This window comes from Streptomyces sp. AM6-12 (assembly GCF_044327085.1).
GTDB lineage: Bacteria > Actinomycetota > Actinomycetes > Streptomycetales > Streptomycetaceae > Streptomyces.
This window is the reverse complement of sequence record NZ_JBIQWN010000002.1, coordinates 48,830-74,143: the sequence shown is the minus strand read 5'-3', so window position 1 is coordinate 74,143 and position 25,314 is coordinate 48,830. Positions and strand designations below refer to the sequence as shown.

The 25,314-nt window shown below is 73.2% G+C and carries 29 protein-coding genes; 18 read left to right on the top strand and 11 right to left on the bottom strand.

Annotated features, from left to right (window positions below; translation table 11 throughout):
* The first annotated feature begins 49 nt into the window (after window positions 1-49).
* Both ACE4Q9_RS28780 and ACE4Q9_RS28775 read left to right on the top strand, forming a co-directional pair.
* Window positions 50-697, top strand: a complete 648-nt coding sequence (locus tag ACE4Q9_RS28780) for a methyltransferase family protein (protein WP_397987425.1) — start codon at window positions 50-52, stop codon at window positions 695-697.
* A gap of 124 nt (window positions 698-821) precedes the next feature.
* The gene (locus ACE4Q9_RS28775) at window positions 822-1,547 is read left to right on the top strand and encodes a lysophospholipid acyltransferase family protein (RefSeq protein ID WP_397987424.1); all 726 of its coding nucleotides are present in this window, start codon (window positions 822-824) and stop codon (window positions 1,545-1,547) included.
* Window positions 1,548-1,599: 52 nt separating this feature from the next.
* Here ACE4Q9_RS28775 and ACE4Q9_RS28770 read toward each other — a convergent pair whose 3' ends face one another.
* From ACE4Q9_RS28770 to ACE4Q9_RS28740, 7 genes are all read right to left on the bottom strand, one after another.
* Complete coding sequence (locus ACE4Q9_RS28770; protein WP_397988244.1) at window positions 1,600-2,430, bottom strand: urease accessory protein UreD; 831 nt, start codon at window positions 2,428-2,430, stop codon at window positions 1,600-1,602.
* Window positions 2,427-3,104, bottom strand: coding sequence for an urease accessory protein UreG (ureG, locus tag ACE4Q9_RS28765; RefSeq protein ID WP_397987423.1), 678 nt, complete (start codon window positions 3,102-3,104; stop codon window positions 2,427-2,429). Before ureG ends, ACE4Q9_RS28770 begins: the two co-directional genes overlap by 4 nt.
* A gap of 81 nt (window positions 3,105-3,185) precedes the next feature.
* The gene (locus ACE4Q9_RS28760; protein ID WP_397987422.1) at window positions 3,186-3,860 is read right to left on the bottom strand and encodes an urease accessory protein UreF; all 675 of its coding nucleotides are present in this window, start codon (window positions 3,858-3,860) and stop codon (window positions 3,186-3,188) included.
* A gap of 17 nt (window positions 3,861-3,877) precedes the next feature.
* Window positions 3,878-5,599, bottom strand: coding sequence for an urease subunit alpha (locus ACE4Q9_RS28755; protein ID WP_397987421.1), 1,722 nt, complete (start codon window positions 5,597-5,599; stop codon window positions 3,878-3,880).
* A complete protein-coding gene (locus ACE4Q9_RS28750; RefSeq protein ID WP_397987420.1) occupies window positions 5,592-5,903 on the bottom strand; it encodes an urease subunit beta in 312 nt (103 codons plus the stop codon). Before ACE4Q9_RS28750 ends, ACE4Q9_RS28755 begins: the two co-directional genes overlap by 8 nt.
* Window positions 5,904-5,914: 11 nt before the next feature.
* Window positions 5,915-6,217, bottom strand: coding sequence for an urease subunit gamma (locus ACE4Q9_RS28745; RefSeq protein WP_397987419.1), 303 nt, complete (start codon window positions 6,215-6,217; stop codon window positions 5,915-5,917).
* A gap of 244 nt (window positions 6,218-6,461) precedes the next feature.
* Complete coding sequence (locus ACE4Q9_RS28740) at window positions 6,462-6,761, bottom strand: type II toxin-antitoxin system Phd/YefM family antitoxin (protein ID WP_397987418.1); 300 nt, start codon at window positions 6,759-6,761, stop codon at window positions 6,462-6,464.
* Between the two features lie 88 nt (window positions 6,762-6,849).
* Here ACE4Q9_RS28740 and ACE4Q9_RS28735 point away from each other — a divergent pair, with 88 nt between their 5' ends.
* The 3 genes from ACE4Q9_RS28735 (at window position 6,850) to ACE4Q9_RS28725 (ending at window position 8,840) form a co-directional block, all read left to right on the top strand.
* Window positions 6,850-7,476, top strand: a complete 627-nt coding sequence (locus ACE4Q9_RS28735) for an ATP-dependent Clp protease proteolytic subunit (protein WP_397987417.1) — start codon at window positions 6,850-6,852, stop codon at window positions 7,474-7,476.
* A 7-nt stretch (window positions 7,477-7,483) separates the two neighbouring features.
* Window positions 7,484-7,792, top strand: coding sequence for a hypothetical protein (locus ACE4Q9_RS28730; RefSeq protein WP_397987416.1), 309 nt, complete (start codon window positions 7,484-7,486; stop codon window positions 7,790-7,792).
* Between the two features lie 574 nt (window positions 7,793-8,366).
* Window positions 8,367-8,840 carry a C40 family peptidase gene (locus ACE4Q9_RS28725; RefSeq protein ID WP_397987415.1) on the top strand — a complete coding sequence of 158 codons (474 nt, stop codon included), beginning with the start codon at window positions 8,367-8,369 and terminating at the stop codon, window positions 8,838-8,840.
* 146 nt (window positions 8,841-8,986) lie between these two features.
* Here the strand turns inward: ACE4Q9_RS28725 and ACE4Q9_RS28720 are convergent, their stop codons facing one another.
* Window positions 8,987-9,445 carry an ATP-binding protein gene (locus ACE4Q9_RS28720; RefSeq protein WP_397987414.1) on the bottom strand — a complete coding sequence of 153 codons (459 nt, stop codon included), beginning with the start codon at window positions 9,443-9,445 and terminating at the stop codon, window positions 8,987-8,989.
* 213 nt (window positions 9,446-9,658) lie between these two features.
* Between ACE4Q9_RS28720 and ACE4Q9_RS28715 the strand changes: the two genes are divergently transcribed.
* Window positions 9,659-10,522, top strand: a complete 864-nt coding sequence (locus ACE4Q9_RS28715; protein ID WP_397987413.1) for a helix-turn-helix domain-containing protein — start codon at window positions 9,659-9,661, stop codon at window positions 10,520-10,522.
* A 10-nt stretch (window positions 10,523-10,532) separates the two neighbouring features.
* Complete coding sequence (locus tag ACE4Q9_RS28710; RefSeq protein ID WP_397987412.1) at window positions 10,533-10,757, top strand: DUF397 domain-containing protein; 225 nt, start codon at window positions 10,533-10,535, stop codon at window positions 10,755-10,757.
* A 92-nt stretch (window positions 10,758-10,849) separates the two neighbouring features.
* On the opposite strand, the gene ACE4Q9_RS28705 is transcribed toward ACE4Q9_RS28710, so the two are convergent.
* Window positions 10,850-11,977 carry an 8-amino-7-oxononanoate synthase gene (locus ACE4Q9_RS28705; protein ID WP_397987411.1) on the bottom strand — a complete coding sequence of 376 codons (1,128 nt, stop codon included), beginning with the start codon at window positions 11,975-11,977 and terminating at the stop codon, window positions 10,850-10,852.
* A gap of 147 nt (window positions 11,978-12,124) precedes the next feature.
* Between ACE4Q9_RS28705 and bioB the strand changes: the two genes are divergently transcribed.
* Genes bioB through ACE4Q9_RS28685 form a run of 4 tightly spaced genes read left to right on the top strand, consistent with a single transcriptional unit; the run spans window position 12,125 to window position 16,066 of the window.
* Entirely contained in the window at window positions 12,125-13,324 is a 1,200-nt protein-coding gene (gene bioB / locus ACE4Q9_RS28700; RefSeq protein WP_397987410.1) for a biotin synthase BioB, read from the top strand.
* The gene (locus ACE4Q9_RS28695) at window positions 13,317-14,606 is read left to right on the top strand and encodes an adenosylmethionine--8-amino-7-oxononanoate transaminase (RefSeq protein WP_397987409.1); all 1,290 of its coding nucleotides are present in this window, start codon (window positions 13,317-13,319) and stop codon (window positions 14,604-14,606) included. Before bioB ends, ACE4Q9_RS28695 begins: the two co-directional genes overlap by 8 nt.
* Window position 14,607: 1 nt before the next feature.
* The gene (bioD, locus tag ACE4Q9_RS28690) at window positions 14,608-15,324 is read left to right on the top strand and encodes a dethiobiotin synthase (protein WP_397987408.1); all 717 of its coding nucleotides are present in this window, start codon (window positions 14,608-14,610) and stop codon (window positions 15,322-15,324) included.
* A 55-nt stretch (window positions 15,325-15,379) separates the two neighbouring features.
* The gene (locus tag ACE4Q9_RS28685; RefSeq protein ID WP_397987407.1) at window positions 15,380-16,066 is read left to right on the top strand and encodes a class I SAM-dependent methyltransferase; all 687 of its coding nucleotides are present in this window, start codon (window positions 15,380-15,382) and stop codon (window positions 16,064-16,066) included.
* Here ACE4Q9_RS28685 and ACE4Q9_RS28680 read toward each other — a convergent pair whose 3' ends face one another.
* Window positions 16,067-16,405 (bottom strand): fic family toxin-antitoxin system, toxin component, encoded by a 339-nt coding sequence (locus ACE4Q9_RS28680; protein ID WP_397988243.1) that lies wholly within the window; start codon window positions 16,403-16,405, stop codon window positions 16,067-16,069.
* A 52-nt stretch (window positions 16,406-16,457) separates the two neighbouring features.
* Complete coding sequence (locus tag ACE4Q9_RS28675; RefSeq protein ID WP_397987406.1) at window positions 16,458-16,700, bottom strand: toxin-antitoxin system HicB family antitoxin; 243 nt, start codon at window positions 16,698-16,700, stop codon at window positions 16,458-16,460.
* 378 nt (window positions 16,701-17,078) lie between these two features.
* On the opposite strand from ACE4Q9_RS28675, the gene ACE4Q9_RS28670 reads away from it, so the two are divergent.
* From ACE4Q9_RS28670 to ACE4Q9_RS28640, 7 genes are all read left to right on the top strand, one after another.
* Window positions 17,079-17,906, top strand: a complete 828-nt coding sequence (locus tag ACE4Q9_RS28670; protein WP_397987405.1) for an ABC transporter ATP-binding protein — start codon at window positions 17,079-17,081, stop codon at window positions 17,904-17,906.
* A 4-nt stretch (window positions 17,907-17,910) separates the two neighbouring features.
* Complete coding sequence (locus tag ACE4Q9_RS28665) at window positions 17,911-20,484, top strand: ABC transporter permease (RefSeq protein WP_397987404.1); 2,574 nt, start codon at window positions 17,911-17,913, stop codon at window positions 20,482-20,484.
* Between the two features lie 65 nt (window positions 20,485-20,549).
* Window positions 20,550-21,434 carry an LLM class F420-dependent oxidoreductase gene (locus ACE4Q9_RS28660; RefSeq protein ID WP_397987403.1) on the top strand — a complete coding sequence of 295 codons (885 nt, stop codon included), beginning with the start codon at window positions 20,550-20,552 and terminating at the stop codon, window positions 21,432-21,434.
* Window positions 21,435-21,479: 45 nt separating this feature from the next.
* Window positions 21,480-21,905, top strand: a complete 426-nt coding sequence (locus ACE4Q9_RS28655) for a GNAT family N-acetyltransferase (RefSeq protein WP_397987402.1) — start codon at window positions 21,480-21,482, stop codon at window positions 21,903-21,905.
* Between the two features lie 171 nt (window positions 21,906-22,076).
* The gene (locus ACE4Q9_RS28650) at window positions 22,077-23,420 is read left to right on the top strand and encodes a hemolysin family protein (protein WP_397987401.1); all 1,344 of its coding nucleotides are present in this window, start codon (window positions 22,077-22,079) and stop codon (window positions 23,418-23,420) included.
* Window positions 23,417-24,430, top strand: coding sequence for a hemolysin family protein (locus ACE4Q9_RS28645; RefSeq protein WP_397987400.1), 1,014 nt, complete (start codon window positions 23,417-23,419; stop codon window positions 24,428-24,430). Before ACE4Q9_RS28650 ends, ACE4Q9_RS28645 begins: the two co-directional genes overlap by 4 nt.
* A 59-nt stretch (window positions 24,431-24,489) precedes the next feature.
* Window positions 24,490-25,311 (top strand): SGNH/GDSL hydrolase family protein, encoded by an 822-nt coding sequence (locus ACE4Q9_RS28640; protein ID WP_397987399.1) that lies wholly within the window; start codon window positions 24,490-24,492, stop codon window positions 25,309-25,311.
* Window positions 25,312-25,314: the final 3 nt, after the last annotated feature.

Genomic DNA, 25,314 nt, shown 5'->3' with positions numbered 1-25,314 from the left:
GACCCGTGGGTGCTGGTGAGCGGTGGGGTGCGGGGCGCAGCCTTGAGGCATGAATTCGCTGCGTCCGGCACTCGTTACCCTCACCAGTGTCTGCTTCCTGGTCTTCGCGGCCGCCTGGCTGCTCGGTGCCGCCTACTTCGGCATCAGAGCCCACGGCGGCGTCCGCGGCTGGCTGCGCGCCTCCCGCACCTCGGCGTCACGCCGGATCCTGCTGATCGCGGGCGTGGCGGTGTTCCTCGTGGTGGTCCGGCACACGCGGGGCTTCTGGGAACACCTCCAGTTCTGGCAGCCCGAACTGGCGCTGCTCGGCGCCCTACTCGCCCTCGTCTCCACCGCCCTGCTGCTGTGGGCCCGCTGCGTGCTCGGCACGATGTGGGACAGCGTCCCCTCCCTCCAGGAACACCACGAGCTGCGCACGGACGGCCCCTACCGGCTGGTCCGCCACCCCATCTACACCGGCATCATCGGCCTGGTCACCGGCGCCATGCTGACCGGCGGCTTCGGCGCCTGGACGGCCTTCCTGGTCGCCGGGATCCCCTGGCTGCTGCTCCGGGTCCGGGCCGAGGACGCCCTGATGGCGGGCGAGTTCGGCGCCGCGTACGACGCCTACCGGTCGCGGGTCCCGGCGCTCATACCCCGGCTGCGCCCCACCACCCCCGGCCCGCACCCGCGGGGCGCCGGCGGCGAGCGGCCCTAGCGTCTCTCGTTCGGCTCATGCCGGGCGATCGCGTCAAGCTCTCCGGTCCGGTTGCCTCCGGGCGCGAGTGGCAGCACGCTGTCCTCGCGGCCGAGCCGAGCCGCCGGAGTGAGGAGCGACCCCCTTGTTCTACTACCTGCTGAAGTACGTGCTGCTGGGTCCCCTGCTCAGACTGGTCTTCCGGCCCCGGATCGAGGGCCTGGAGAACGTGCCGGCGGAGGGACCGGCGATCGTCGCCGGAAACCATCTCTCGTTCTCCGACCACTTCCTGATGCCGGCGATCCTCAAGCGCCGCATCACCTTCCTCGCCAAGGCCGAGTACTTCACCGGACCGGGCATCAAGGGCCGGCTCACCGCGTTCTTCTTCCGCGGAGCCGGACAGATCCCGGTGGACCGCTCGGGCAAGGAGGCGGGTCAGGCCGCGATCCGCGAGGGCCTCGGGGTACTGCGCAAGGGCGAACTGCTCGGCATCTACCCGGAGGGCACGCGCTCGCACGACGGCCGGCTGTACAAGGGCAAGGTCGGGGTCGCCGTGATGGCCCTGACGGCGGGCGTCCCGGTGATCCCCTGCGCCATGATCGGCACCTTCGAGGCCCAGCCGCCTGGCAGGGCCCTCCCCCGCGTCCGCCCCGTCACCATCCGCTTCGGCAAGCCCCTCGACTTCTCCCGCTACGCGGGCATGGAGCAGCAGAAGGCGATCCTGCGGGCCGTCACCGACGAGATCATGTACGCCATCCTGACCCTGTCCGAGCAGGAGTACGTCGACCAGTACGCGGCCGTGGCGAAGGCCCAGCAGCCCACGGAGAGGAGGGCGAGGGACCGCGGATTCCCGAAGGCACCGCTCGGCTGAGATTCACCCTCCGCCCCCGCCCCTCCGTCCGCCGCCCCTCGCCCCTCCTTCGTCACCCGAGCAGGGCCAGTCCCTCGTCCAGTACCCGGCGCAGCCGCAGCGCGTCCGGGGCGAGGGCGGTGACCAGAGCGGCCGGGCCGGCCAGCGGCATCAGGGCGGCGCGGTCGCCCAGCATGCGGGGCGCGGGCGGCTGCTCGGCGAACTCCGGACGGACCACGAGGAGCTGGCCCACCGCCCGGTGGCCCGCGAGGGTGGCGGGGCCGTCCCAGCCGCCGGGGGCGCCGGGGCCGCAGGACAGCTGCTGGTCCAGGACGGCGCGGCCGGCGACGCGCAGGGTGAGGCGGGTGGTGAGCAGGCCCGGCCGCTCCCCGGCCCGGCCGAGCACCTGTTCCTCACGGAGCACCAGCCGGGCGCCGGTGGCGAGTTCGGCCAGGGTGGTGACGCGCAGGTCGCTGCCGGTGGCCGAGATCAGCTGCTCGGGCAGCCAGTGCAGTTCGGCGCCGTCGGCCACGTCGAGCCGGACGTCGTAGCGGGCCTCGCCGGGGGTCTGGCCCGGCAGGGCGAGGGTGGCGGCGGCGGAGCCGACATGCAGCCGGGCGCCCCGCTCCGCTCGGGCGGTGAGGGCGAACCGGTCGCCGCCGAGGGGGCCGCTCATCGCGCCGACGACCATCACCCGTGCCTCGGCCCCGCTCCCCCGCGTGCGGCGCAGCGCCAGCGGTCCCGAGCCGTCCAGCACGGGCAGCGCGGTACCGCCCCGGCCGTCGGCTCGGGCCACGATCCGGGCGTCGGCGCGGACCCGGGCGGGCGCCGTGCCGGGGCCGCCGGGGCGGATGCCGGCCAGGGTCCCGTTCCGGGGGGCGGTCGGGGCGCCGGTGAGGGTCATGCCGTCCACGCGGCGAGCCGCTCGCGGACCCAGGCGGCCACGTCGGCGACGCCCGTGGTGCCGCGCAGGGACTGGAGGACGACGGGGAGTTCGGCGCGCTGGGCCTTGGCGTCGGCGGCCATCCGGGCGAGGTCGGAGCCGACGTAGGGGGCGAGGTCGGTCTTGTTGACGACCAGCAGGTCGGCGGTGGTGACGCCGGGTCCGCCCTTGCGCGGGATGTCGTCGCCGCCGGCCACGTCGATGACGAAGATCTGCGCGTCCACCAGCCCCTTGGAGAAGGTCGCGGTGAGGTTGTCGCCGCCGGACTCCACCAGGATCAGGTCCAGCGGGCCGACGCTCTCCTCCAGGTCCTCGACGGCCTCCAGATTGGCGGAGATGTCGTCCCGGATCGCGGTGTGCGGGCAGGCGCCCGTCTCGACGGCGGTGATCCGCTCGGGCGGCAGCACCGCCTCGCGCAGCAGGAACTCGGCGTCCTCACGGGTGTAGATGTCATTGGTGACGACGGCGAGGGACAGCTCGTCCCGCAGTTCCCGGCAGAGTGCGGCCACGGTGGCGGTCTTGCCCGATCCCACGGGTCCGCCGAGCCCGATGCGCAGGGCACGGCGGGTTCCGTCCGGGCGGTGGGCGTCGGCGCTCACGGCGGCGGGACCGTGGTGGGAGTGGTCGAGGTGCATGGACGGCTCCTGGGGGGGCGGGGGGCTTGTTCACAGGGGGTGGTACGGGACGGTCGTACGCCGGACGGGTGACGGGGCGGGTCAGGACGCGAACAGCCGGGCCGGCCATGCAGCGTGGGCCTCGGCCAGGATCTCCAGCAGCGGTCCGGACGCCGCCGGCAGCGCGTGGGGGCCTTCCGCCGCCGCTCTGCCCGCCGCGTCCACCGCCGTCCGCGCGACCGCGTCCAGCTCCGGTGCCAGCCGGGCCAGTACTCCGGTCGCGTCGAAGGGGTCGAGGCTGAGCAGTCGTACGGTCGCCGTGGCCGGTCCGCTCACGCTCTCGTACAGGGCGCAGTAGGCAGCGTCCGTGGGCCCGAGCCCGGCCGCGCGGGCGGCGAGTCCGAGGACCACGGGCTGGTGGGCGCCCTTGGGGAACCACCGGGCGAGCTGCTCGAGTTCGCCGCACGGCCAGCTCGCCCGCGCGGCCCGCAGCAGCTGGCGGCCGAGCCGGCGGGCGGCGAGCCGGAGCGCCGGGGAGGGCGTACGGGCGTCGGCCGCCGCGTCCAGTTCACGGGGGTCCAGGCCGAGTGCGGCGGCCGCCGCGAGGGCTCCCGCGACCAGTCCGGCCGTGTGCAGCCGGCCCCGGCAGAAGTCCTCCAGGTCGGCGGCGCAGGTGATGCGCCCCGCCTTGACGGCGGCCTCGGCCCCGCCGGAGTGGGCGTGCCCTCCGGCGGGGAAGCGGCCGTCGGCCAGGACGAGCAGTGCCGCGCGTGTCATCACGGTGCCGTCGGCCGTCAGAAGAGGAAGTAGCGCTGGGCCATGGGCAGTTCGGCGGCCGGGGTCGCCTCGACCAGGTCGCCGTCGATGTGCACGGCGAAGCTGTCGGGGTCGATCCGGACGTCGGGGCGGGCGTCGTTCTCCCGCATGTCGGCCTTGGTGACCGCGCGCGTGGAGTCGATCGCCACGAACCGTTTGCCGAGCCCGAGCCGTTCCGGCAGCCCGTCCTCCAGGGCGAGGGAGGAGACGAAGTTGACGGAGTTGGCGGCCGGGGCGCGGCCGATCGCGCCGTACATCGGGCGGGGCAGGATCGGCTGCGGAGTGGGGATGGAGGCGTTGGCGTCGCCCATCTGCGCGTAGGCGATCTGGCCGCCCTTGAGCACGAGGAGCGGCTTCACCCCGAAGAACGCGGGCTCCCACAGCACCAAGTCGGCGAGCTTGCCCTGCTCCACGGAGCCGGTCTCGGTGGCGAGGCCCTGGGCGAGCGCCGGGTTGATCGTGTACTTGGCGACATAGCGCCGTACCCGGTGGTTGTCCGCGCGGCCATCGCCGGGCAGGGCGCCCCGGCGCCGCTTCATGACGTGGGCGGTCTGCCAGGTCCGCAGGATCACCTCGCCGACCCGGCCCATGGCCTGGGAGTCGGAGGAGATGATCGAGATCGCGCCGAGGTCGTGCAGGATGTCCTCGGCGCCGATGGTGGAGGGCCGGATCCGGGACTCGGCGAAGGCGAGGTCCTCGGGGACGGCCGGGTTGAGGTGGTGGCAGACCATCAGCATGTCGAGGTGTTCCTCGGCGGTGTTGACGGTGAACGGCCGGGTCGGGTTGGTGGAGCTGGGCAGCACGTTGGGCTGCGAGACCACGGTCATGATGTCGGGCGCGTGCCCGCCGCCCGCGCCCTCGGTGTGGTACGAGTGGATGCCCCGGCCCCGGATCGCGGCGAGGGTGTCGCCGACGAACCCGGCCTCGTTCAGGGTGTCGGTGTGGATCGCGACCTGGATGCCGGTGCGGTCGGCGACGGTGAGCGCGGCGTCGATGACGGCGGGGGTGGAGCCCCAGTCCTCGTGCAGCTTCAGGCCGACGGCGCCGCCGCGGATCTGGGACAGCATCGCCTCGTGGCTGACGGTGTTGCCTTTGCCGAGGAAGCCGATGTTCAGGGGGTAGGACTCCATCGCCTCCAGCATCCGGGCGAGGTGCCAGGGGCCGGGCGTGACGGTGGTCGCCTTGGAGCCCTCGGCGGGGCCGGTGCCGCCGCCGACCAGGGTGGTGATGCCGGAGGCCAGTGCCTCGTCGGCGACCTGGGGGCAGATGAAGTGGACGTGCGCGTCGATGGCGCCGGCCGTGAGGATCCGGCCGTTGCCCGCGATGATCTCGGTCTCGGGACCGATCACCAGGTCGGGGTGGACACCGTCCATGGTGTCGGGGTTGCCGGCCTTGCCGAGCGCGGTGATACGGCCGTCGCGGATGCCGACGTCGGCCTTGACGATGCCCCAGTGGTCCACCACCACGGCCCCGGTGATCACGGTGTCGGGAGTGCCGTCGGCACGGGTGGCACGGGACTGGCCCATGGACTCGCGGATGACCTTGCCGCCGCCGAAGACCGCCTCGTCCCCGGAGCTGCCGGGTCCGCCGGAGCGGTCCTCCTCGATCTCGATCAGCAGATCGGTGTCGGCGAGCCGGATGCGGTCGCCGGTGGTGGGTCCGAACAGGTCGGCGTAGGCGGCGCGGGAGACCTCAGGCATCGAGGGCACCCCCGGTCTCGCCGCGCAGCCCCGGCACGATCCGGGCGCCGCTGAGGGGGACGAGTTCGACCTCGACGGGGATGCCGGGCTCGAAGCGCACGGCGGTGCCGGCGGCGATGTTCAGCCGCCTGCCGCGCGCGGCGGCGCGGTCGAACTCCAGGCCGGGGTTGGCCTCGGCGAAGTGGTAGTGGGAGCCGACCTGGACGGGCCGGTCGGCGGCGTTGAGCACGGTGAGCCGAGTGCTGGGCCGGCCCTCGTTGACGCGCACGGGGTCGTCCGCGAACAGGAACTCTCCGGGAATCATCGCGGCCCCCGTCAGACGATCGGCTCGTGCACGGTGACGAGCTTGGTGCCGTCCGGGAAGGTCGCCTCGACCTGTACGTCGTGAATCATCTCGGCGATGCCGTCCATGACGTCGTCCCTGGTGAGGAGCTTGCGGCCGGTGGACATCAGCTCGGCGACGCTGCGGCCGTCGCGCGCGCCCTCCAGGATGTGCGAGGTGATGAGGGCGACCGCTTCGGGGTGGTTGAGCCTGAGGCCACGGGCCCTGCGCTTCTCGGCCACATCGGCCGCCACATGGATGAGCAGTCGCTCTTGCTCGTGCGGGGTCAGTTGCATGTCCCACCTCACAGTCCTCGCTCCGGACCGTACGGGGTCCGGGTGCCGCAGCCACCGCGACGGGAGTCAGGTGTAACACACGGACGAATAGGGACCGACCGTGATCAACGGGGGCACAAAAACCCTCCGGTGGCATGGAACGGCAGGCTAGTTCGATGGAGTTTCAACGACGTTAACCAGCCTTTGGGTGGCTCATGACCGCCGCATGGCAACGGCGATAACCGCCGTGCGCGCAGGGGGTGGTTCAGGACACGCCCGGTCCCCGGTATTCCGCCGCGATGCCGAAGCGCTGGCGTTCGCCGGGAGCGGACGGCACCTCACGGACGCCCGGCTCGCGGATGCGGGACACCGAGCTGGCCACCCGCTCCTCACCCGCCACGGCTGCGTCGAGGGCTTCGAGTCGCTCCAGGTCGGCGGCCGAGACCAGCGCGGCCAGCGGCTTGCCGTGCCGGGTCACGACGACGCGCTCGCCGCCGTACACCACCCGGTTGATCAGGTCGGCGAGCTCAGCCCTGGCTTGTGTCACCGGAATCTCGTAGGCCATACCCCCATCATAACGGCAGGTACGTCCTGTACATTCTGTACAGAAGTCGGAGATCGCCGGTCTCCGCCGTGAGGAGGGGTGTGCCCAGATGTCCCGACCGTCCGCCCGTTACGTCCTGCCCGAGTTCACCGAGCGCGCCAGCTTCGGGGAACGGCGGCTCGATCCCTACTCGAAGCTGTTCGAGAGCCGGGTCGTCTTCCTCGGGACGCCCCTGGACGAGGCGGCGGCCAGCGATGTGATCACCCAGTTCATGCACCTCGAACACCTGGCACCGGACCGGGACATCACGCTGTACCTGAACTGCCCCGGCGGCTCCTTCCACGCCATGACGGCGGTCTACGACACGATGCGGTACGTCACCTGCGACGTGGCCACCTACTGCCTGGGCCAGGCCGCCTCGGTCGGCGCCCTGCTGCTGGCCGCCGGCACCCCCGGCAAGCGGTTCACCCTGCCCGGCGCCCGCGTGGTGCTCTCCCAGCCCGAGCTGCCCGAGCCGGCGCAGGGCCAGCCGAGCGATCTGCTCATCCAGGCCGGCGAACTGGTCAGGCTGCGCGCCCTGATGGAGGAGATGCTGGTCCGGCACACCGGGCGCACCGCGGAGCAGGTCCACGAAGACCTGGAGCGCGACCTCATGCTGGACGCGCCGGGCGCACTGTCGTACGGCCTGGTGGACGGCGTGGTGCCCAGCCGCCGGGGCCTCCCCGGCGGGCGGTGAGCCGGCCGTGCCGCCCGATGAGCTGCCGCCGCTGCCGGCGCTGACGCAGGCCGAGGGCGCGGTGGTCGACCACTATCTCGCGGTGGTCGATCTGCTCGGCAGGATCAATCCGGCGCGCGACGGGGACACCTATCGCGGGCTGCGCGCCGCGCAGGCGCTGGTGCGCCGGGCGGAGGAGCTGCGCGACGCGCTGGAGCTGATGCACGAACGGGGCGAGCGGGAGGTGTACGGGGGCACGCTGGCACGGGCGCTGCGGGTGCTCGACGGCGAGCGCCGGGCCGCTCGCGTCACGCTCCCGCCGGACGCCGTCGGCTGATCCGGACGGCCGCCGGACCCGGCGGGTGCGGGGCGTCCGCGCGGCCGCCGGGTCCGGGTTCGAAACGGTCCGAACGACGTACCGCCGACCGGTGTATATCCGGATCCGATTCCGGCTCTCCCGAGTTGCGCGCGGGGCGCGCCCATGCTCCGCGCGCGGCCGTCTTTTCCCAGGTCCGGGGCTCAGCACGGGAACTGACGGAACATCGAACACAGCACCCGCCACCCGAACGGGCGAGTGGTGAGTAACGCCACAAATCCCCGATTCCGTTGGGATTTTCGGACAGCTGTAGGTCAAGATCCCTGTCTGACGACAAGCCCCCGCCGCCGCGGCGGGGCGATCCGGGCGGACGCCGAGTCCTGCCGCCGCCCGGATGACCGGTCGACAGGAGTGGATCGGCAGGAGTGGAGGACCCAGGCAAGGCGGGTCCCCGGAACGGTCGGCCGACCGCGTGAGCGGACGGGCGGGCGCTTCGGGCGGCCCTTGGGGTGAAGCCGTGGCAACGCGGCCGGGCTACTTCGCCAGCCCGAATCCGACAGGTCATCCTTCACAGGCGGCTGACGAAGGGTTGCGCATGACTGCGCTCAATCGTGTCCCGTCGCTGATGGCCCGTGCCGGTACGGCCTCGGCCCTCACCCTGGCCGCCGTGGGCGGCTCGATCGCGGTTCCGGGCCTCTCCGCCGATGCCTCGGCCGCGACGCTGGCGACGAAGGCCCTGAACATCGCGGCGTCCAAGAAGGGCGCCCCGTACCAGTGGGGGGCCACCGGGCCGCGACGGTTCGACTGCTCGGGTCTGACGCTCTATTCGTTCAAGAAGGCCGGCAAGAAGCTGCCGCGCACCGCCGCGCAGCAGTACAACAAGACGCACCACATCTCCTCCGGCCACCGCAGAGCCGGTGACCTGGTGTTCTTCCACTACGGCTCGAACGTCTACCACGTCGGCATCTACGCCGGTCACAACAAGATCTGGCACGCGCCCAAGACCGGTTCCGTGGTGCGGCTGGAGAAGATCTGGACCAAGAGCGTCTGGTACGGCCGGGTCAGCTGACCCGGCCGCGCACCGGGAGCGACTCCAGCCAACGGGCCGCTCCTCGTGCCCCCCTCACCCGGCACCGCCTCCAGCCTCGGGGCGGTCCGGAACGGGTCCCGCGCTCGCCGGATGAACGTTTCGCGGCCGGGCGCGAGGGCCCCTCGCTACGGCTCCTGACGGCCCGCCGTCGCCGCCGGTTCGGCCGGGGCGGTCCAGGGCAGTTCGATGGAGACCGTCTTGCCGCCCTCACGGGTGGGGCGGACGCGGAGCCTGCCGCCGCACTCGGCGGTGAGCCAGCGGATGATGACCATCCCGCGGCCGTTGTCCTGCTGGACGGCCGCGGGCAGTCTCTTCGGGAAGCGCGGATGACTGTCCGTGACGCCGATGCGCAGCTGTTCGTCGCGCTCCAGCGCGAGGTCGACCGTGAAGGTCGGGGACTGCCCGAAGGTGTGCTGCACGGCGTTGGTGGCCAGTTCCGAGACGATGAGCCGCACCGTGTCGGCCGCCTCGGTGTCCGACGGCAGGCCCCACTCCGCCAGGGTCGCCACCACGTACGATCTCGCGGCGGCCACCGAGGCGGGATCGCTCGGCAGAGTGACGGATGCTTCCAGGTGGTCTGCCATGGCGACATCGTCCCTTTCCCACGGGACCGGAGTCCTCCATGGAGCGGATGGTTCGAGTACGGTCCCGGACTGGTGCTTCCTCGCCAGACTGCCACCACCGAACCGGTCACGGGGAGCGATCCACCAAGATATGCATATATCTGTCGCTCGATGCGGTGAACTCTGCGACGGGAGACCGTATTCGGGCGGCCCGTAAGGAGTAAGGAGGAGCCCATGCAGAACGGGCCGGCAGTGCGCCGCCGCAAATTGGGTGCCGAACTGCGCACGCTGCGCACCGGTGCGGGGCTCACCAGTGGGGAGGCGGCCCGTCTCGTCGGCTGGCACCAGTCGAAGGTGAGCCGCATCGAGACGGGCTCCAGTGGTGTGAAACCGGCCGATCTTCGATTACTCCTGGACGCCTACGCCGTGCGCGACGCCCAGCTGCGCGAACTGCTGCTGATGCTGGCCGGCTCCGAGGACGGCGACGGCGACCGCAACCGCTGGTGGCACGCCTACCGCGGGGTGCTCCCGCCGACGTACCGGGACTTCATCAGCCTGGAGTCGCAGGCCCGCGCGATGCGCACGCTGGAGACCACCGTGGTGCCCGGCCTGCTCCAGACTGCCGAGTACGCCCGCGCGGTGACCCGTGCGGCCGTCAAGGACCTGGACGAGGAGCGCCTGGACGCGCTGGTGGAGGTCCGCCTGGCCCGTCAGGACGTGCTGCGCTCGAATCCGCCGCTGGAGCTGAGCGCGGTCCTGGACGAGGCGGTGCTGCGGCGCGAGGTCGGCGGCCCCGAGGTGATGGCGCGCCAGCTGGAGCGGCTGATGGACGCGGCCCGGCTGCCCCAAGTGCGGCTCCAGGTACTGCCGTTCGGGGCGGGCGCGCATGTCGGCCTGACCGGGCCTTTCGTTATTTTCTCATTTCCGAGCACTTCTGATCTCGATGTTGTTGTTCTCGACCAGTTGACGAGTAGCCTCTACCTGGAACGGAAAGAAGACCTCCGGGCGTACTCGGAGGCCTTCCAGACCCTTCAGGAACACGCTCTTTCCCCGCACGATTCGCTGGACTACCTCGCCGGGATAGGTGACGGCGCGTAAGGAGGCACCATTGTCAGCTCTGCCTCGGAGCGTCCCTGCCAGTACCGACCTGTACGACGTGCGCTGGCTGCGCAGCAGTTACAGCACGGGAGCCAACAACTGCGTGGAGACGGCCCGGCCGCGCTCCGGTCCCTGGTCCGGACTGCTCGCCGTGCGCGACTCGAAGGACCCCGCCGGGCCCGCGCTGGTCTTCTCCGCCGGCAGCTGGGCCGGCTTCGTGGCCGCGCTCCGCTGAAACCCGCCGGACCCGGCGAAGCTGGCCGGACCCGCCCAACCCCGCCGGACCCGTTGACGCACCCGCCGCGCAGCACGGCCGTGTCCGCCGGCTCATGGTCGCGATTCGACGATCACCCGTACCGCGTGTGCGATCTCGGCCCCGGAGAGGTCCGCGCGGGCGGTCAGCCGCAGCCGTGAGATGCCGTCGGGCACGGAGGGAGGACGGAAACAGCCCACGGCCAGCCCCGCCGTCCGGCAGTCGGCCGCCCAGCGCACCGCCTGCTCCGGGGACGGAGCCCGTACGGAGACCACCGCGGCGTCCGGACGCACCGCCTCCAGACCCGCGGCGGTCAGCCGGGCGTGCAGTTCCCCCGCCACCTCGCGGGCCCGCGTCGCCCGTGCGGGCTCCCTGGCGAGCAGCCGCAGGGCCGCGAGGGCCGCACCGGCCGCCGCCGGCGCGAGACCGGTGTCGAAGATGAACGTCCGGGCGGCGTTGACCAGATGGTCGATCACCTGCGCCGGGCCCAGCACCACCCCGCCCTGGCTGCCCAGCGACTTGGACAGGGTGGCCGTGACCACCACGTCCGGCGCGCCCGCGAGCCCGGCCGCCCGCGCCGCCCCGCGGCCCCCGTCGCCCAGCACGCCGAGGCCGTGGGCGTCGTCCACGACGAGCCCCGCGCCGCGCTCCCGGCACGCCTCGGCCAGCGCGGGCAGCGGCGCCCGGTCCCCGTCGACCGAGAACACGGTGTCCGAGACCACGATCGCCGCCCCCTCGTGGGTCGCGAGGGCCTTGCGCACCGCCTGCGGGTCGGCGTGCCCGACGACCTGGGTCTCGCCCCGTGCCAGCCGGCAGCCGTCGATGAGCGAGGCGTGGTTGCCCGCGTCGGAGACGACGAGCGAGCCGTGCGGGCCGAGCGCGGTGACCGCGGCCAGGTTCGCGGCGTACCCGGAGGAGAAGACCAGGGCCGCCTCGAAGCCGCAGAACGCGGCCAGTTCCCGCTCCAGTTCGGCGTGCAGCTCGGTGGTGCCGGTGACCAGCCGGGAGCCGGTGGCGCCGCCGCCCCAGGTCCGGGCGGCCCGCGCCGCGCCCTCGGTCACCTCGGGGTGCCGGGCGAGGCCCAGGTAGTCGTTGCTCGCCAGATCCAGCAGCGGGGAGTCGGCGGGGCGCGGGCTGAGGCGCCGCCCGAGCCCGGCCCGGTGACGCGCGCGGGCCTGCTCCTCGATCCAGCCGAACGCCATGAGTCCTCCGGAGGTTTTGTAGGTAGCGCACAGACCCTAGCTGGCCCGTCCGCCACCCACCGTGTGGCAATACCCACACGGTGAACGGTGTTCCTTGTGCGAACTCTCCTTGGCCAGGGGCGGTCCGGTAAGACAGGATCGGGCCTCATGGACCTGCTGAACACGCTGGTGGACAAGGGGCTTCGGCGCGAGCTGCCGACCCGCGAGGAAGCGCTCGCCGTGCTGGCCACCTCCGATGACGACCTGCTCGACGTGGTGGCCGCGGCCGGCAAGGTGCGCCGGCACTGGTTCGGCCGGCGCGTGAAACTCAACTACCTGGTCAACCTCAAGTCCGGCCTGTGCCCCGAGGACTGCTCCTACTGCTCCCAGCGGCTCGGCTCCGAGGCGGGCATCCTCAAGTACACCTGGCTCAAGCCCGACGAGGCGTCGAAGGCGGCCGCCGCGGGGCTCGCGGGCGGCGCCAAGCGCGTCTGCCTGGTGGCGAGCGGGCGCGGCCCGACCGACCGGGACGTGGACCGGGTCTCGCGGACCATCAAGGCCATCAAGGAGGAGAACGAGGGCGTCGAGGTGTGCGCCTGCCTCGGACTGCTCTCCGACGGCCAGGCCGAACGGCTGCGCGAGGCGGGCGCGGACGCCTACAACCACAACCTGAACACCTCCGAGTCCACCTACGGGGACATCACCACCACCCACACGTACGCCGACCGGGTGGACACGGTGCAGAAGGCGCACGCGGCCGGTCTGTCGCCGTGCTCCGGTCTGATCGCCGGCATGGGCGAGAGCGACGCGGACCTGGTGGACGTCGTCTTCTCGCTGCGCGAGCTGGACCCGGACTCCGTTCCGGTGAACTTCCTGATCCCGTTCGAGGGCACACCGCTGGCCAAGGAGTGGAACCTCACCCCGCAGCGCTGTCTGCGGATCCTGGCGATGGTCCGCTTCGTCTGCCCGGACGTGGAGGTGCGCATCGCGGGCGGCCGTGAGGTGCACCTGCGCACGATGCAGCCGCTCGCGCTGCACCTCGCCAACTCCATCTTCCTCGGCGACTACCTGACCAGCGAGGGCCAGGCGGGCAAGGCCGACCTGGAGATGATCGCCGACGCCGGTTTCGAGGTGGAGGGCGCCGACCAGGTGACCCTGCCGGAGCACCGAGCGGGCGGCGGCTGCCATGACGGCGCCGGTGCCGGCTGCCACGAGGGCGGCGCGGGCGGCTGCCACGAGGGCGCCGGGGTCTGCGGTCCGGTCCCCGCGGAGCCGGCCGCCGAGCCGGTGGCCGCGAACGAGCCCCGGACCGACCTGGTCGCCGTCCGCCGCCGGGGCGCCGGAACGGATCTCGCGCCCAATGCCTGACCTGCCCCACCTGAGCGTCCCCGAGCTGCTGGAGCTGGACCGGCGGCACGTCTGGCATCCGTACGGCCCGATGCCCGGACGCGCCGAACCGCTCGTCGTGGAGTCGGCGAGCGGGGTCCGGCTGCGGCTCGCGGACGGCTCGGGCGAGCTGGTGGACGGCATGTCCTCGTGGTGGTCGGCGATCCACGGCTACAACCACCCGGTGCTCAACGAGGCCGCCCGGGGGCAGCTGGGACGCATGAGCCATGTGATGTTCGGCGGGCTCACCCACGAGCCCGCCGTCCGGCTCGCGAAGCTCCTTGTCGACATGTCGCCCGAGGGCCTGGAGCATGTGTTCCTGGCCGACTCCGGCTCGGTGTCGGTCGAGGTCGCCGTCAAGATGTGTCTCCAGTACTGGCGTTCGCTCGGCCGGCCCGGCAAGCGGCGGCTGCTGACCTGGCGGGGCGGCTACCACGGGGACACCTGGCAGCCGATGTCGGTGTGCGACCCCGAGGGCGGGATGCACGAGCTGTGGTCCGGCGTGCTGCCGCGCCAGGTGTTCGCGGACGCGCCGCCGGCCGGGTACGAGGAGTCGTACGCGGAGCATCTGCGCGAGCTGATCGGGCGGCACGCCGACGAACTGGCCGCGGTGATCGTGGAGCCGGTGGTGCAGGGCGCGGGCGGTATGCGCTTCCACTCTCCCGCGTATCTGCGGGTGCTGCGCGAGGCGTGCGACGCGCACGGCGTGCTGCTGGTGTTCGACGAGATCGCCACCGGTTTCGGGCGTACGGGCGCGCTGTTCGCGGCGGACCACGCGGCCGTCACCCCGGATGTGATGTGCGTGGGCAAGGCGCTGACCGGCGGCTATCTGACGATGGCGGCCACGCTCTGCACCACGCGGGTGGCCGACGGGATCTCTCGGGGCGAGGTACCGGTGCTGGCGCACGGGCCGACCTTCATGGGCAATCCGCTGGCGGCCGCCGTGGCCTGCGCCTCGCTGGACCTGCTGATGGGCCAGGACTGGCTGGCCGAGGTCAAGCGGATCGAGGCGGGCCTGACCGCGGGTCTCGCACCGGCGGCCGGGCTGCCGGGCGTGCGGGACGTACGGGTGCTGGGCGCCATCGGCGTCGTACAGCTGGACCACGAGGTCGACATGGCCGCGGCCACCCGTGCAGCCGTCGCGGAGGGCGTGTGGCTGCGCCCGTTCCGCGATCTGGTGTACACGATGCCGCCGTACGTCACCTCCGACGAGGACGTGACGAGGATCGCGCGCGCGGTGTGCGCCGCGGCGCGGGAGGGATGAGATGCCGGTACTGGTGATCACGGGGACGGGCACGGAGGTCGGCAAGACCGTCACCACGGCGGCCGTCGCCGCGGCGGCGCTCGCGGCCGGCCGTTCGGTGGCCGTCCTCAAGGCCGCCCAGACGGGAGTACGGCCCGAGGAGCGCGGGGACGCCGACGAGGTGGCCCGGCTCGCCGGTGCCGTCACGGCCGAGGAAGTCGCCCGCTATCCCGAGCCGTTGGCGCCGGGCACGGCGGCACGGCGGGCCGGCCTGGCGCCGGTGCATCCGCAGGAGGTGGCCGAGCGGGCCGCCAAGCTGGCCGCCGAGCACGATCTGGTGCTGGTCGAGGGGGCGGGCGGGCTGCTCGTGCGGTTCGACGCGGCGGGCGGCACGCTGGCCGACGCGGCGCGGTCGCTGGGCGCGCCGGTGCTGATCGTGGCCCAGGCGGGCCTGGGCACGCTGAACGCGACGGAGCTGACGGCGCGTGAGCTGCGCGGCCGTGGCCTGGAGCCGTTCGGCGTGGTGATCGGCAGCTGGCCCGCCGAGCCCGACCTGGCCACCCGCTGCAATGTCGCCGACCTGCCGGAGGTCTCCGCCACGCCCCTGCTGGGCGCGCTCCCGGCGGGCGCGGGCGCCCTGCCCCCGGCCGAGTTCAGGGCGATGGCTCCGGGCTGGCTGTCCCCGCGGCTGGACGGCACATGGGACGCGGAGGCGTTCCGGGCGCGGGAGGGGGCTTAGCACCGGACTCGCGGAGGGACACTTCCCGCAGGTCCGCGATGTCCGGGAGGTCGGTGTGCGGTTGGGGTCCGAGGCTGCGGGGCCGGGTGCCGTGCGGCATCCGGTGTTCGCCCGGTACTACGCGCGGGTCGGCGCCGGGGCGGACGCGCGGCTCGGGTTCGCCGGGGTGCGGGGGCGGCTGCTCGCCGGGCTGACCGGCCGGGTGATCGAGGTCGGCGCGGGCAACGGGCTCAACTTCGCCCGCTATCCCGCCGCCGTCGCTCGGGTCGTCGCCGTCGAACCGGAGCCGCTGCTGGGCCGGCTGGCGCGGGAGGCGGCGCGGCGTGCGCCGGTGCCGGTCGACGTGGTGCCCGGCACGGCGGAGGCGCTGCCCGCCCGGAGCGGGACGTTCGACGCGGTCGTGCTCTCCCTGGTGCTGTGCAGCGTGCGCGATGTGGCGCGGGCGCTGGAGGAGGCGCGGCGGGTGCTCAGGCCCGGCGGCCAGGTGCGGTTCTTCGAGCACGGACGCGGTGGGGGGCGGGCGATGCGGCTGACCCAGCGTGCCCTCGACCGTACGGTGTGGCCCGCGCTCGCCGGGGGCTGCCATCTGGGCCGCGACCCGGTGGCCGCACTGCGCTGCGCCGGGTTCGAACTGGGCCCGTACCGCCGTCTTCTGCTGCCGGAGGGCGGACCTCGGCTGCTGGCCTCGTACTGCGTGCTGGGGACCGCCTGGCGCCCGGACGGCGAGCCGGGCACCCGCTGATCACAGGCTCCAGCGGCGCAGCTCGCGGGCGATGTCCTCGATGCTCGCCGCACCGTCCTTGACCAGCCGGGCGAGGTCGCGCACCTGTTCCGGGGTGGTGACGACCTTGGCGCCGCTGGCGACCAGGTAGGCGTAGGCGACCGCGGAGGCGAACAGCGCGTTGGCGCGTTCGAGGGCCGGCACGTGGATGAGCAGCTGGAGGAGGGCGGCGGCGCGCGTGTACGGCGTCTCGTACACCGGCACGCCGAATATCTCCGCCCGGTGCCGGGCGACGGCGGCGATCAGCGCGCCCCAGTCGGTGACCTGCGGGTCTCCGGGCGTCTTCTGTTCGGCGAGCATGAGCAGCCAGGCGAGGTCGATGCTCAGCCCGTTCGGCGAATCGCTCAAGGGATCAACTGCGTCCTTCGCCCGGAGCGGTGCCGCGCGCCTCGGTGAACTCCTCGGCGAACACGGACTCGTACTGCTTCATGAAGTCGGCGGCGGCCTCCACGAAGGTGCGGCCCACTTCGCCGGTGTCCTGTCTGACCAGTTCCTCGATGTAGCGGTTGACGCTCATCCCGCGGGCCAGCGCGCGCTCGCGCGCCGCGCGGGCGGTGCCCTCGTCCACGCGCACGTTCAACTGGGTTTTCGCCATGCCTCGACGCTAGCGCCCGGACGCTAGCAGGGGCAAGCGGAACCGGGGGCACGAGGGGGCGCACGGTCGCGCCCCGGCGGCGGGCAGGGGGCGGGTCGGGCCAGGGGCCGGGTCGGGGCCAGGTTGGGGCCGGAGCCTGATCAGGGCCAGGTTGAGGCCGATGCCTGATCGGGGCCGGGGTCGGGTCGGGGCCGGGGTCGGGCCGGGCCGCCGTCGGATCGGGGGTGTTGTCCGGTGGGGGCCGGGGTCGGGTTCACCCCCCATCGCCGGGCTGCGTCACCCCCCGGCCCGCCGCCGTGCCCGTCGTTGGTTCCCCCTGTACGCCCGGTCACATTAGGCTCGGCCCCGACAGCTCGTACCGGTGACCGGGAGGCGGTCTTGGGGACATCCGCAGCCGCACAGCACGCCCCCGGCCGCGCGCCGGGCGAGGGGACCGCGGCCCGCGCCCGCGGGCTGACCAAGGCGTACGGCGCGGGCGAGACCGCCGTTCTCGCGCTGGACTCGGTGGACGTGGACATCGCGCGGGGCCGGTTCACCGCCGTGATGGGGCCCTCGGGGTCCGGCAAGTCCACCCTGATGCACTGCCTGGCGGGGCTCGACACGGTGTCGGCCGGGCAGGTGTGGCTGGGCGACACCGAGATCACCGGGCTGCGGGAGCGGGATCTGACCCGGCTGCGGCGGGACCGGATCGGGTTCATGTTCCAGTCGTTCAACCTCATCCCGACCCTGACCGCCGCCGAGAACATCACCCTGCCGATGGATATCGCCGGCCGCAAACCCGATCAGGCGTGGCTCGATCAGGTGATCGACACCCTCGGGCTGCGCGGGCGGCTCGCGCACCGGCCCGGTCAGCTCTCGGGCGGTCAGCAGCAGCGGGTGGCGTGCGCGCGGGCGCTGGCCTCCCGGCCCGAGCTGATCTTCGCCGACGAACCGACCGGAAACCTCGACTCGCGGGCCGGCCTGGAGGTGCTGGGCTTTCTGCGGGGCGCCGTGGACGAGCTGGGGCAGACCGTCGTCATGGTCACCCACGATCCGGGCGCCGCCGCCCACTCCGACCTGGTGCTCTTTCTCGCCGACGGGCAGATCGTGGACGAGCTGGACCGGCCGACGGCGGAGCGGGTCCTGGAGCGGATGAAACGGTTCGACGGCGAGCGGGCGGATCGGCTCGGCGAGACCCGCCGCCGGGATGCCGCGCGGGAGGGCTGACCCGGTGCTCAAGGCGACCCTGCGGAGCTTCCTCGCGCACAAGGGACGGCTCGCGCTGTCCGCGCTGGCCGTGGTGCTGTCCGTGGCGTTCGTGGCGGGCAGCCTGATCTTCTCCGACACCGTGACCCGCACATTCGACCGGCTGTTCGCCTCCACCGCCGCCGATGTGACCGTGCAGCCGAAGCGCGACCTGATGTCCGCGCGGGCGAGCGGCGCGGTGCAGACGCTGCCCGCCACGCTGCGCGACACGGTGGCGAGGGCCGCCGGAGTGGCGGCGGCGCGCGCCGATGTGCAGGTGCAGAACCTCGTGGTGGTCGACCGCCGCGACCGCTCCATCAGCCCGACCAACGGCGCGCCCACCCTCGCCGGCTCCTGGTACCCGACCCGGCACAGCCCGGTGCGGCTGACCTCCGGGCACGCCCCGCGCGGTCCGGGCGAGGTACTACTGGACGCGGACACGGCGGGCAGGAGACACGTACGGATCGGCGACACGCTGACCGTGCAGGCCCAGCCCGGCACGTTCCGGGTGCGGGTCGTCGGGATCGCCACCTTCACCACGACCAATCCGGGCACCGCCCTGGTCTACCTGGACCCGGCGGTGGCCGGGCGCAGGCTGCTCGGCTCGGAGGCGCGGGCGACCAGCATCTCGGTGGACGCGGCGCCGGGTGTCTCCGACGAGCAGCTCCGGCACCGGGTCGTCGCCGCGCTCGGCACGCACGCGGGAACGTACGACGTGAAGACGGCGAACGAGCAGGCCAAGTCGGCGGCGGCCAGCCTGGGCAGCTTCCTGGACGTGATCAAGTACGTGATGCTGGGCTTCGCCGGGGTCGCGCTCCTGGTCGGCGTGTTTTTGATCGTCAACACCTTCTCCATGCTGATCGCCCAGCGCACCCGCGAGCTGGGGCTGCTGCGCGCGCTGGGCGCCGACCGGCGGCAGGTGCGCCGGTCGGTGCTGACGGAGGCGCTGCTGCTCGGTCTGGTCGGCTCGACGTTCGGCCTGGCGGCCGGGATCGGGCTGGCGTTCGGGCTCATCGGCCTGATGCGGACGCTCGGGACGAACCTGAACGCCGCCCAGATGGTGATCGGCTGGGGCACGCCCGTCGCCGCGTACGTGGTCGGCCTCGGCGTGACCTTCGTGGCCGCCTATCTCCCGGCCCGCCGCGCGGCGGCCGTCTCCCCCATGGCGGCGCTCGCGGACGCCGAGGTCGCCGGTGTGGGCAAGCCGCTGCGGACGCGCGCGATCGCCGGCGCGGCGGTCGGGGCCGTGGGCGCGGCGGCGCTGGCCGGGTGTGCGGCGGCCACGCGTACCGGTCCCGCCGCCGGGCTGCTGGGCGCCGGGGTGGCGCTGACGCTGATCGCGACCGTAGTGGCCGGGCCGCTGCTGGTGCGGCCGGTGATCCGGGTGCTGGGCGGGGGCTTCCCCGCGCTGTTCGGAGCGGTCGGCCGGATGAGCCAGCGCAACGCCCTGCGCAATCCGCGCCGCACCGGCGCCACCGCCGCCGCGCTGATGGTGGGCCTGGCCCTGGTGGGCGGGATGTCGGTGGCGAGCGCGTCCATGTCGGCGTCGTTCGACCAGCAGATCGACAAGCGGCTCGGCGCGGACTTCACGGTCCAGAGCGCCAACTTCACGCCGTTCACCCGGCAGATCGCCGACCGTGTGGCCGCGACCAGGGGCGCCGGGCTCGTCGTGGCGCAGCGGCTGACACGGATCGCCGTACGACTGCCCGACGGCCGCCGGGTGGAGACCGGCGCCGTCGGCTACGGTCCGGGTCTGGACGACGTCGTGCACCTCTCCTACGCGCGAGGCGGCTCGGCGGCCGCGCTGGCCGAGGGGCATCTCGCCCTGGACGCGGGCTTCGCCCAGGACCACGGGGTGCGGCTCGGCAGTGTGCTCCCGGTGGAGTTTCCGGGCGGCCGCCGGGCCGGCCTGAGGGTCGGCGCGCTCACCGAGCAGTCCACCACCGACGGCTTCGGCAATCAGGGCGGGGTGTTCTTCGGGCTCGGCACGCTAGAGCGGTACGCGCCCGGCGGCCAGGACTCCGCGCTGTACGTGAACGCCGCGCCCGGCACCGCGCCGGGGGACCTGCGGCCCCGCCTCGAACGGGCGCTCAAGCCGTTTCCGCAGGTGCAGGTGCGTGACCAGAGCGACTACAAGCGGCTGGTCCACGACCAGATCGGGGTGCTGCTGTACCTGGTGTACGCGCTGCTGGCGCTGGCGATCGTGATCGCGGTGCTCGGGGTGGTCAACACCCTGGCCCTGTCGGTGGTGGAGCGCACGCGGGAGATCGGACTGCTGCGGGCGATCGGGCTCGGGCGGCGGCAGTTGCGGCGCATGATCCGGCTGGAGTCGGTGGTGATCGCGGTGTTCGGCGCGGTGCTCGGTCTCGCCCTCGGCCTGGTGTGGGGCGTGTGCATGCAACGGGTGCTGGCGCTGCGCGGGTTGACGGCGTTCGCGATCCCCTGGGGCACGATCGTGGCCGTGGTCGTCGGCTCCGCGGTGGTGGGGGTCGTCGCCGCCGCGCTGCCCGCGCTACGGGCGTCACGCATGAACGTGCTGGCCGCGATCGCCCACGAGTGATCCCGCCCAGGAGATGTGATCGTATGTCTGCTCAAGGTCAATTCACCGTTTAACGGGGAGACTTCATGCCGCGTCCGTTCCGCTTCGGGGTCAATCTGCTCACGCCCGCCTCCGCGGCCGAGTGGCGCGCGAAGTGCCGTCGCGCCGAGGAACTGGGCTACGACGTGATCCTCGTCCCCGACCATCTCGGCTGGGTGGCGCCCTTCCCGGCGCTGGTCGCGGCCGCCGAGGCGACCGAGCGGCCCGGCGTCGGCACGCTCGTGCTCAACGCGGGTTTCTACAACCCCGTGTTGCTGGCCCGCGAGGTCGCGACCACCGACGCGCTCACCGGCGGACGTCTCGAACTCGGCCTGGGCACCGGCTATGTGCGGGAGGAGCACGAGGCGGCCGGGCTGCCGTTCGGCTCTCCGGGCGAGCGGGTGGACCATCTGCGGCGCACCGTCGAGGAGTTGGCGCGGCTGCTCGGCTCCGCGGAGTACCGGCCGCGCCCGGAACAGGCCCGGGTACCGCTGTTGATCGGCGGCAACGGCGACCGGATGCTGCGGCTGACCGCCGAGCACGCCGACATCGCGGCCTTCTCGGGCGTCCGGTCGGGGAACACGCGCTCGCTCGAACCGCTCGACGCCGACGAGCTGGACGAACGGGTGTCGCGCTACCAGGGGTTGGCGGCCGGCCGGGCGGAGCCCGCGGAACTGAACCTGCTGATCCAGCAGGTCGCCGTCACCGACGACCCCGAGTCGGCGCTCAAGGCGGTGCTGGAGCGGCGGCCGGAGCTGACCCTGGAGGCCATGCTGGCGCTGCCCGTCATGCTGGTGGGCACGCTGGAGGAGGTCGTGACGAAGGTCAGGGCGCAGCGCGAGCGGTACGGGTTCACCAACCTCACCGTCCTGGAGGCCCACATGGAGGCGTTCGCGCCGGTGATCGAGCGGCTGCGCGCCGAGTCCGCATGACGGAATCCCCGGCGTCCGGGTAACGGCCGTGATCAGGATGGCCGTATGAACGAGTTGCGCATACGGCCCGCCACCCCCGATGACCTGGACACCGTGCTCGCCTTCTGGCGGACGGCCGCCGAGGGCACCAGCATCAGCGACGACCGCGCCGGGGTGGAGCGCCTGGTGGCGCGCGACCCGCAGGCGCTGATCCTGGCCGAGCGGGGCGGTGAGCTGGCCGGCACCGTGATCGCGGGCTTCGACGGCTGGCGCTGCCATCTGTACCGGCTCGCGGTGGCTCCCGAGCGACGGCGTCAGGGCGTCGCCACGGCCCTGCTGGCCGCCGCCGAGGAGCGCTTCGTGCGCCTCGGCGGGCGGCGCGCCGACGCGATGGTGCTGGTGCGCAATGAGCGGGCGCGGCACGCGTGGAGCTCGGCCGGGTACGGCCCCGAGGAGCAGTGGCGGCGCTGGGTGAAGCCGCTCACCGGCTGAGCGCCGCGGTTGTCCACAGGCCCCCGACGACACTTTGCCCATCCTTTACCATGGAGGGAGCACTCGGTCCTCTGTGAAAGGTAGTGAGCGTCCCCTCATGGACGAGCCCCCCGGCCCGCGACACCGCGCGTCCCGCCGTCCCCTGTCCGATCATGGGACGGGGGTGACCCGATGACCGAAGTGCTGCTCCTGTTGGTGGCGATCCTGCTGTCGGTGGCCTGCGGCGCGTTCGTGGCCGCGGAGTTCTCGCTGACCACGGTCGAGCGCGGTGAGCTGGAGCGGGCCGCGCAGCGCGGCGAGCGGGGTGCCTCGGGCGCCCTGAAGGCCGTCCGGAACCTGACGTTCCAGCTGTCCGGCGCCCAGCTCGGCATCACCGTCACCAACCTGGTCGTCGGCATGCTCGCCGAGCCCTCGATCGCCAAGCTGCTCGCCGGGCCGTTCCGGGCCATGGGATTGTCGGGCGGTGCGGCGCAATCGGCGGCCCTGGTGCTCGGCACCGCGCTGTCCACGGTGTTCCTGATGGTCGTCGGCGAGCTGGTGCCCAAGAACTGGGCGATCTCCTCGCCGCTGGCCGTCGCCAAACGGGTGGGCACCCCGCAGCGCTGGTTCAGCGCCGCCTTCCGGCCCTTCATCGCCCAGCTGAACAGCACGGCCAACCATGTCGTACGCCGGCTCGGTCTCGAACCCGCCGAGGAGCTGGCCTCCGCGCGCGGCCCGCAGGAGCTGGCCGCGCTCGCCCGGCACTCCGCCAAGCAGGGCGCCCTGGAGGCGGACACCGCCGAGCTGTTCGTGCGGACGCTGAACCTGGCCGACCTGACCGCGGAGAACGTGATGACCCCGCGCGTCCAGGTCATCGCCCTGGAGGAGCAGGCGACCTGCGAGGACGTGGCGAACGCGACCCGTGCGACGGGCCTGTCCCGCTTCCCGGTCTTCCGCGGCACCCTCGACTCCGTCGTCGGCACCGTGCACATCAAGGACCTCCTCGCGGTGCCCGCCGAGCACCGCCGCCACCGCCGTATCTCACATCTGATGCGGGAGCCGCTGCTGGTGCCCGAGTCCCTCACCGTCGACCGGCTCCTCGACCGGCTCTCCGGCCGCCGCACCATGGCCGTCGTCATCGACGAGTACGGCGGCACGGCGGGCGTGGCGACCCTGGAGGACATCGTCGAGGAGGTCGTCGGCGAGGTGCGCGACGAACACGACCCGCACGAGACGCCCGACCTCGCCCCGGCCGGCGCGGACGAGAGCGGCCGGGCCCTGTACTCGGCCGACGGCGCCGCCCGCACCGACCAGCTCGCGCGCGTCGGACTGCGGGTGCCCGAGGGGCCGTACGAGACCCTGGCCGGACTGGTCGCCACCGAGCTGGGCCGGATACCCGAGGCGGGCGACCGGGTCGAGATCGCGGGCTGGCGCCTGGACGTGGTGGACGCCTCCGGCCGGCGCGCCGCCCGGCTGCTGCTGCACGCACCCCTGGACGACGAGCGCGGGAACAGGACCACGGAGGGGGCGCGATGACCGCCGTACAACTGCTGATCGGTCTGGCCACCCTCGTGGTCAACGCCTTCTTCGTGGCCGGTGAGTTCGCGCTGATCTCGGTGCGCCGCTCGCAGATCGAGCCGCTCGCGCAGGAGGGCGACCGGCGGGCCAGGAGCGTGCTGTGGGGCCTGGAGCACGTCTCCGCGCTGCTGGCCGCCGCCCAGCTCGGCATCACGCTGTGCACGCTGGTCCTGGGTGTGGTCGCCGAGCCGGCCATCGCGCATCTGCTGGAGCCGGTGTTCCACGCGGTGGGCGTGCCGCTGGGCGTGGGCCATGTGGTGTCGTTCGTGATCGCGCTGACCCTGGCGACCTATCTGCACATGCTGCTCGGCGAGATGGTGCCCAAGAACATCTCGCTCGCGGAGCCGGTGCGCGCCGCGCTGCTGCTCGGGCCGCCGCTGGTCGCGCTGTCCCGCGCGCTGCGCCCGGTGATCTTCACGGTGAACGCGTTCGCCAACGGGCTGCTGAAGCTGCTGCGGGTGGAGGCCAGGGACGAGGTCGCGGCCACCTTCACGGACGCCGAACTCGCCGAGATCGTCAAGGACGCGAGCGAGGCGGGCCTGATCGACGGCCGGGCGCAGGAGCGGCTGCACGACGCCCTGGAGCTGGGCAGCCGACCGGTGCAGGACGTGGTGGTGCCCCTGGAGCGGGTGGTGTACGCGCGAGTGGGCGTCACCCCGGAGCAGCTGGAGCGGCTGTCGGCCGAGTCGGGCTTCTCCCGCTTCCCGGTGGTCGACGAGAGCCGTCGCATCGTCGGGTATCTGCATGTCAAGGACGCGCTGGACGCCCTGCCCCGAGACCTGCCGTTCGCGCTGCGCGACATGCGGCCCATCGCGCGGGTGAAGGCGGACACCCCGCTGGACGACGTGCTCACCGCGATGCGGGGCAGCCGCAATCACGTGGCGGCCGTCCTCGGCGACGACGGGCGCCTCGCCGGGCTGGTGACCATGGAGGACGTGCTGCGGGAGCTGTTCGGCCAGCCTGCCTGAGCGGGCCGGCCGCCCCGACCGACCGCTGGGTATGGAGCCGGGATACCATCGCTGTCGCCATGCAGACGAATCCCGTGCCTCCCCCGTACTCCAGCCTGGTCGCGATCGGCGACTCCTTCACCGAGGGCATGTCGGACCTGCTGCCTAACGGCTCCTACCGGGGCTGGGCGGATGTGCTCGCCGCGCGGATGGCGGCGGGCACACCGGGCTTCCGGTACGCCAACCTCGCCGTGCGCGGCAAGCTGATCGGGCAGATCGTCGACGAGCAGGTGGACCGGGCCGCCGCCATGAACGCCGATGTGGTGACCCTGGTCGGCGGGCTCAACGACACCCTGCGGCCCAAGTGCGACATGGGCAGGGTGCGCGGACTGCTGACCGAGGCGGTGGAGCGGCTGGCCCCCTCCTGCCGGCGACTGGTGCTGATGCGCAGCCCCGCCCGCCAGGGACCGGTCCTGGAGCGGTTCCGGCCGCGCATGGAGGAGCTGTTCACCACCGTGGACGAGCTGGCCGCGAAGCACAGCGCCGTCGTCGTCGACCTGTACGGCGCCCCCGCGCTCGGCGATCCCCGGCTGTGGGACGTGGACCGGCTGCATCTGACGGCCGAGGGGCACCGCCGGGTGGCCGAGGCGGTCTGGCAGTCGCTCGGCTACCCGCCCGAGGACGCCGAGTGGCACGTCCCGATGCCGGCCACCGCACCCCCGGCCTGGCTGCACCGGCGCACGGCGGACCTCCGCTTCGCCCGGCAGCACCTGCTCCCCTGGATCGGCAGACGCCTGACGGGCCGCTCCTCCGGCGACGGCCTGCCGGCCAAGCGGCCGGAGCTGCTCCCCTACGAGACGCCTGAGACGGACGAGGGGCTGCACAAGCGCGCGCTCCGTTAGGTC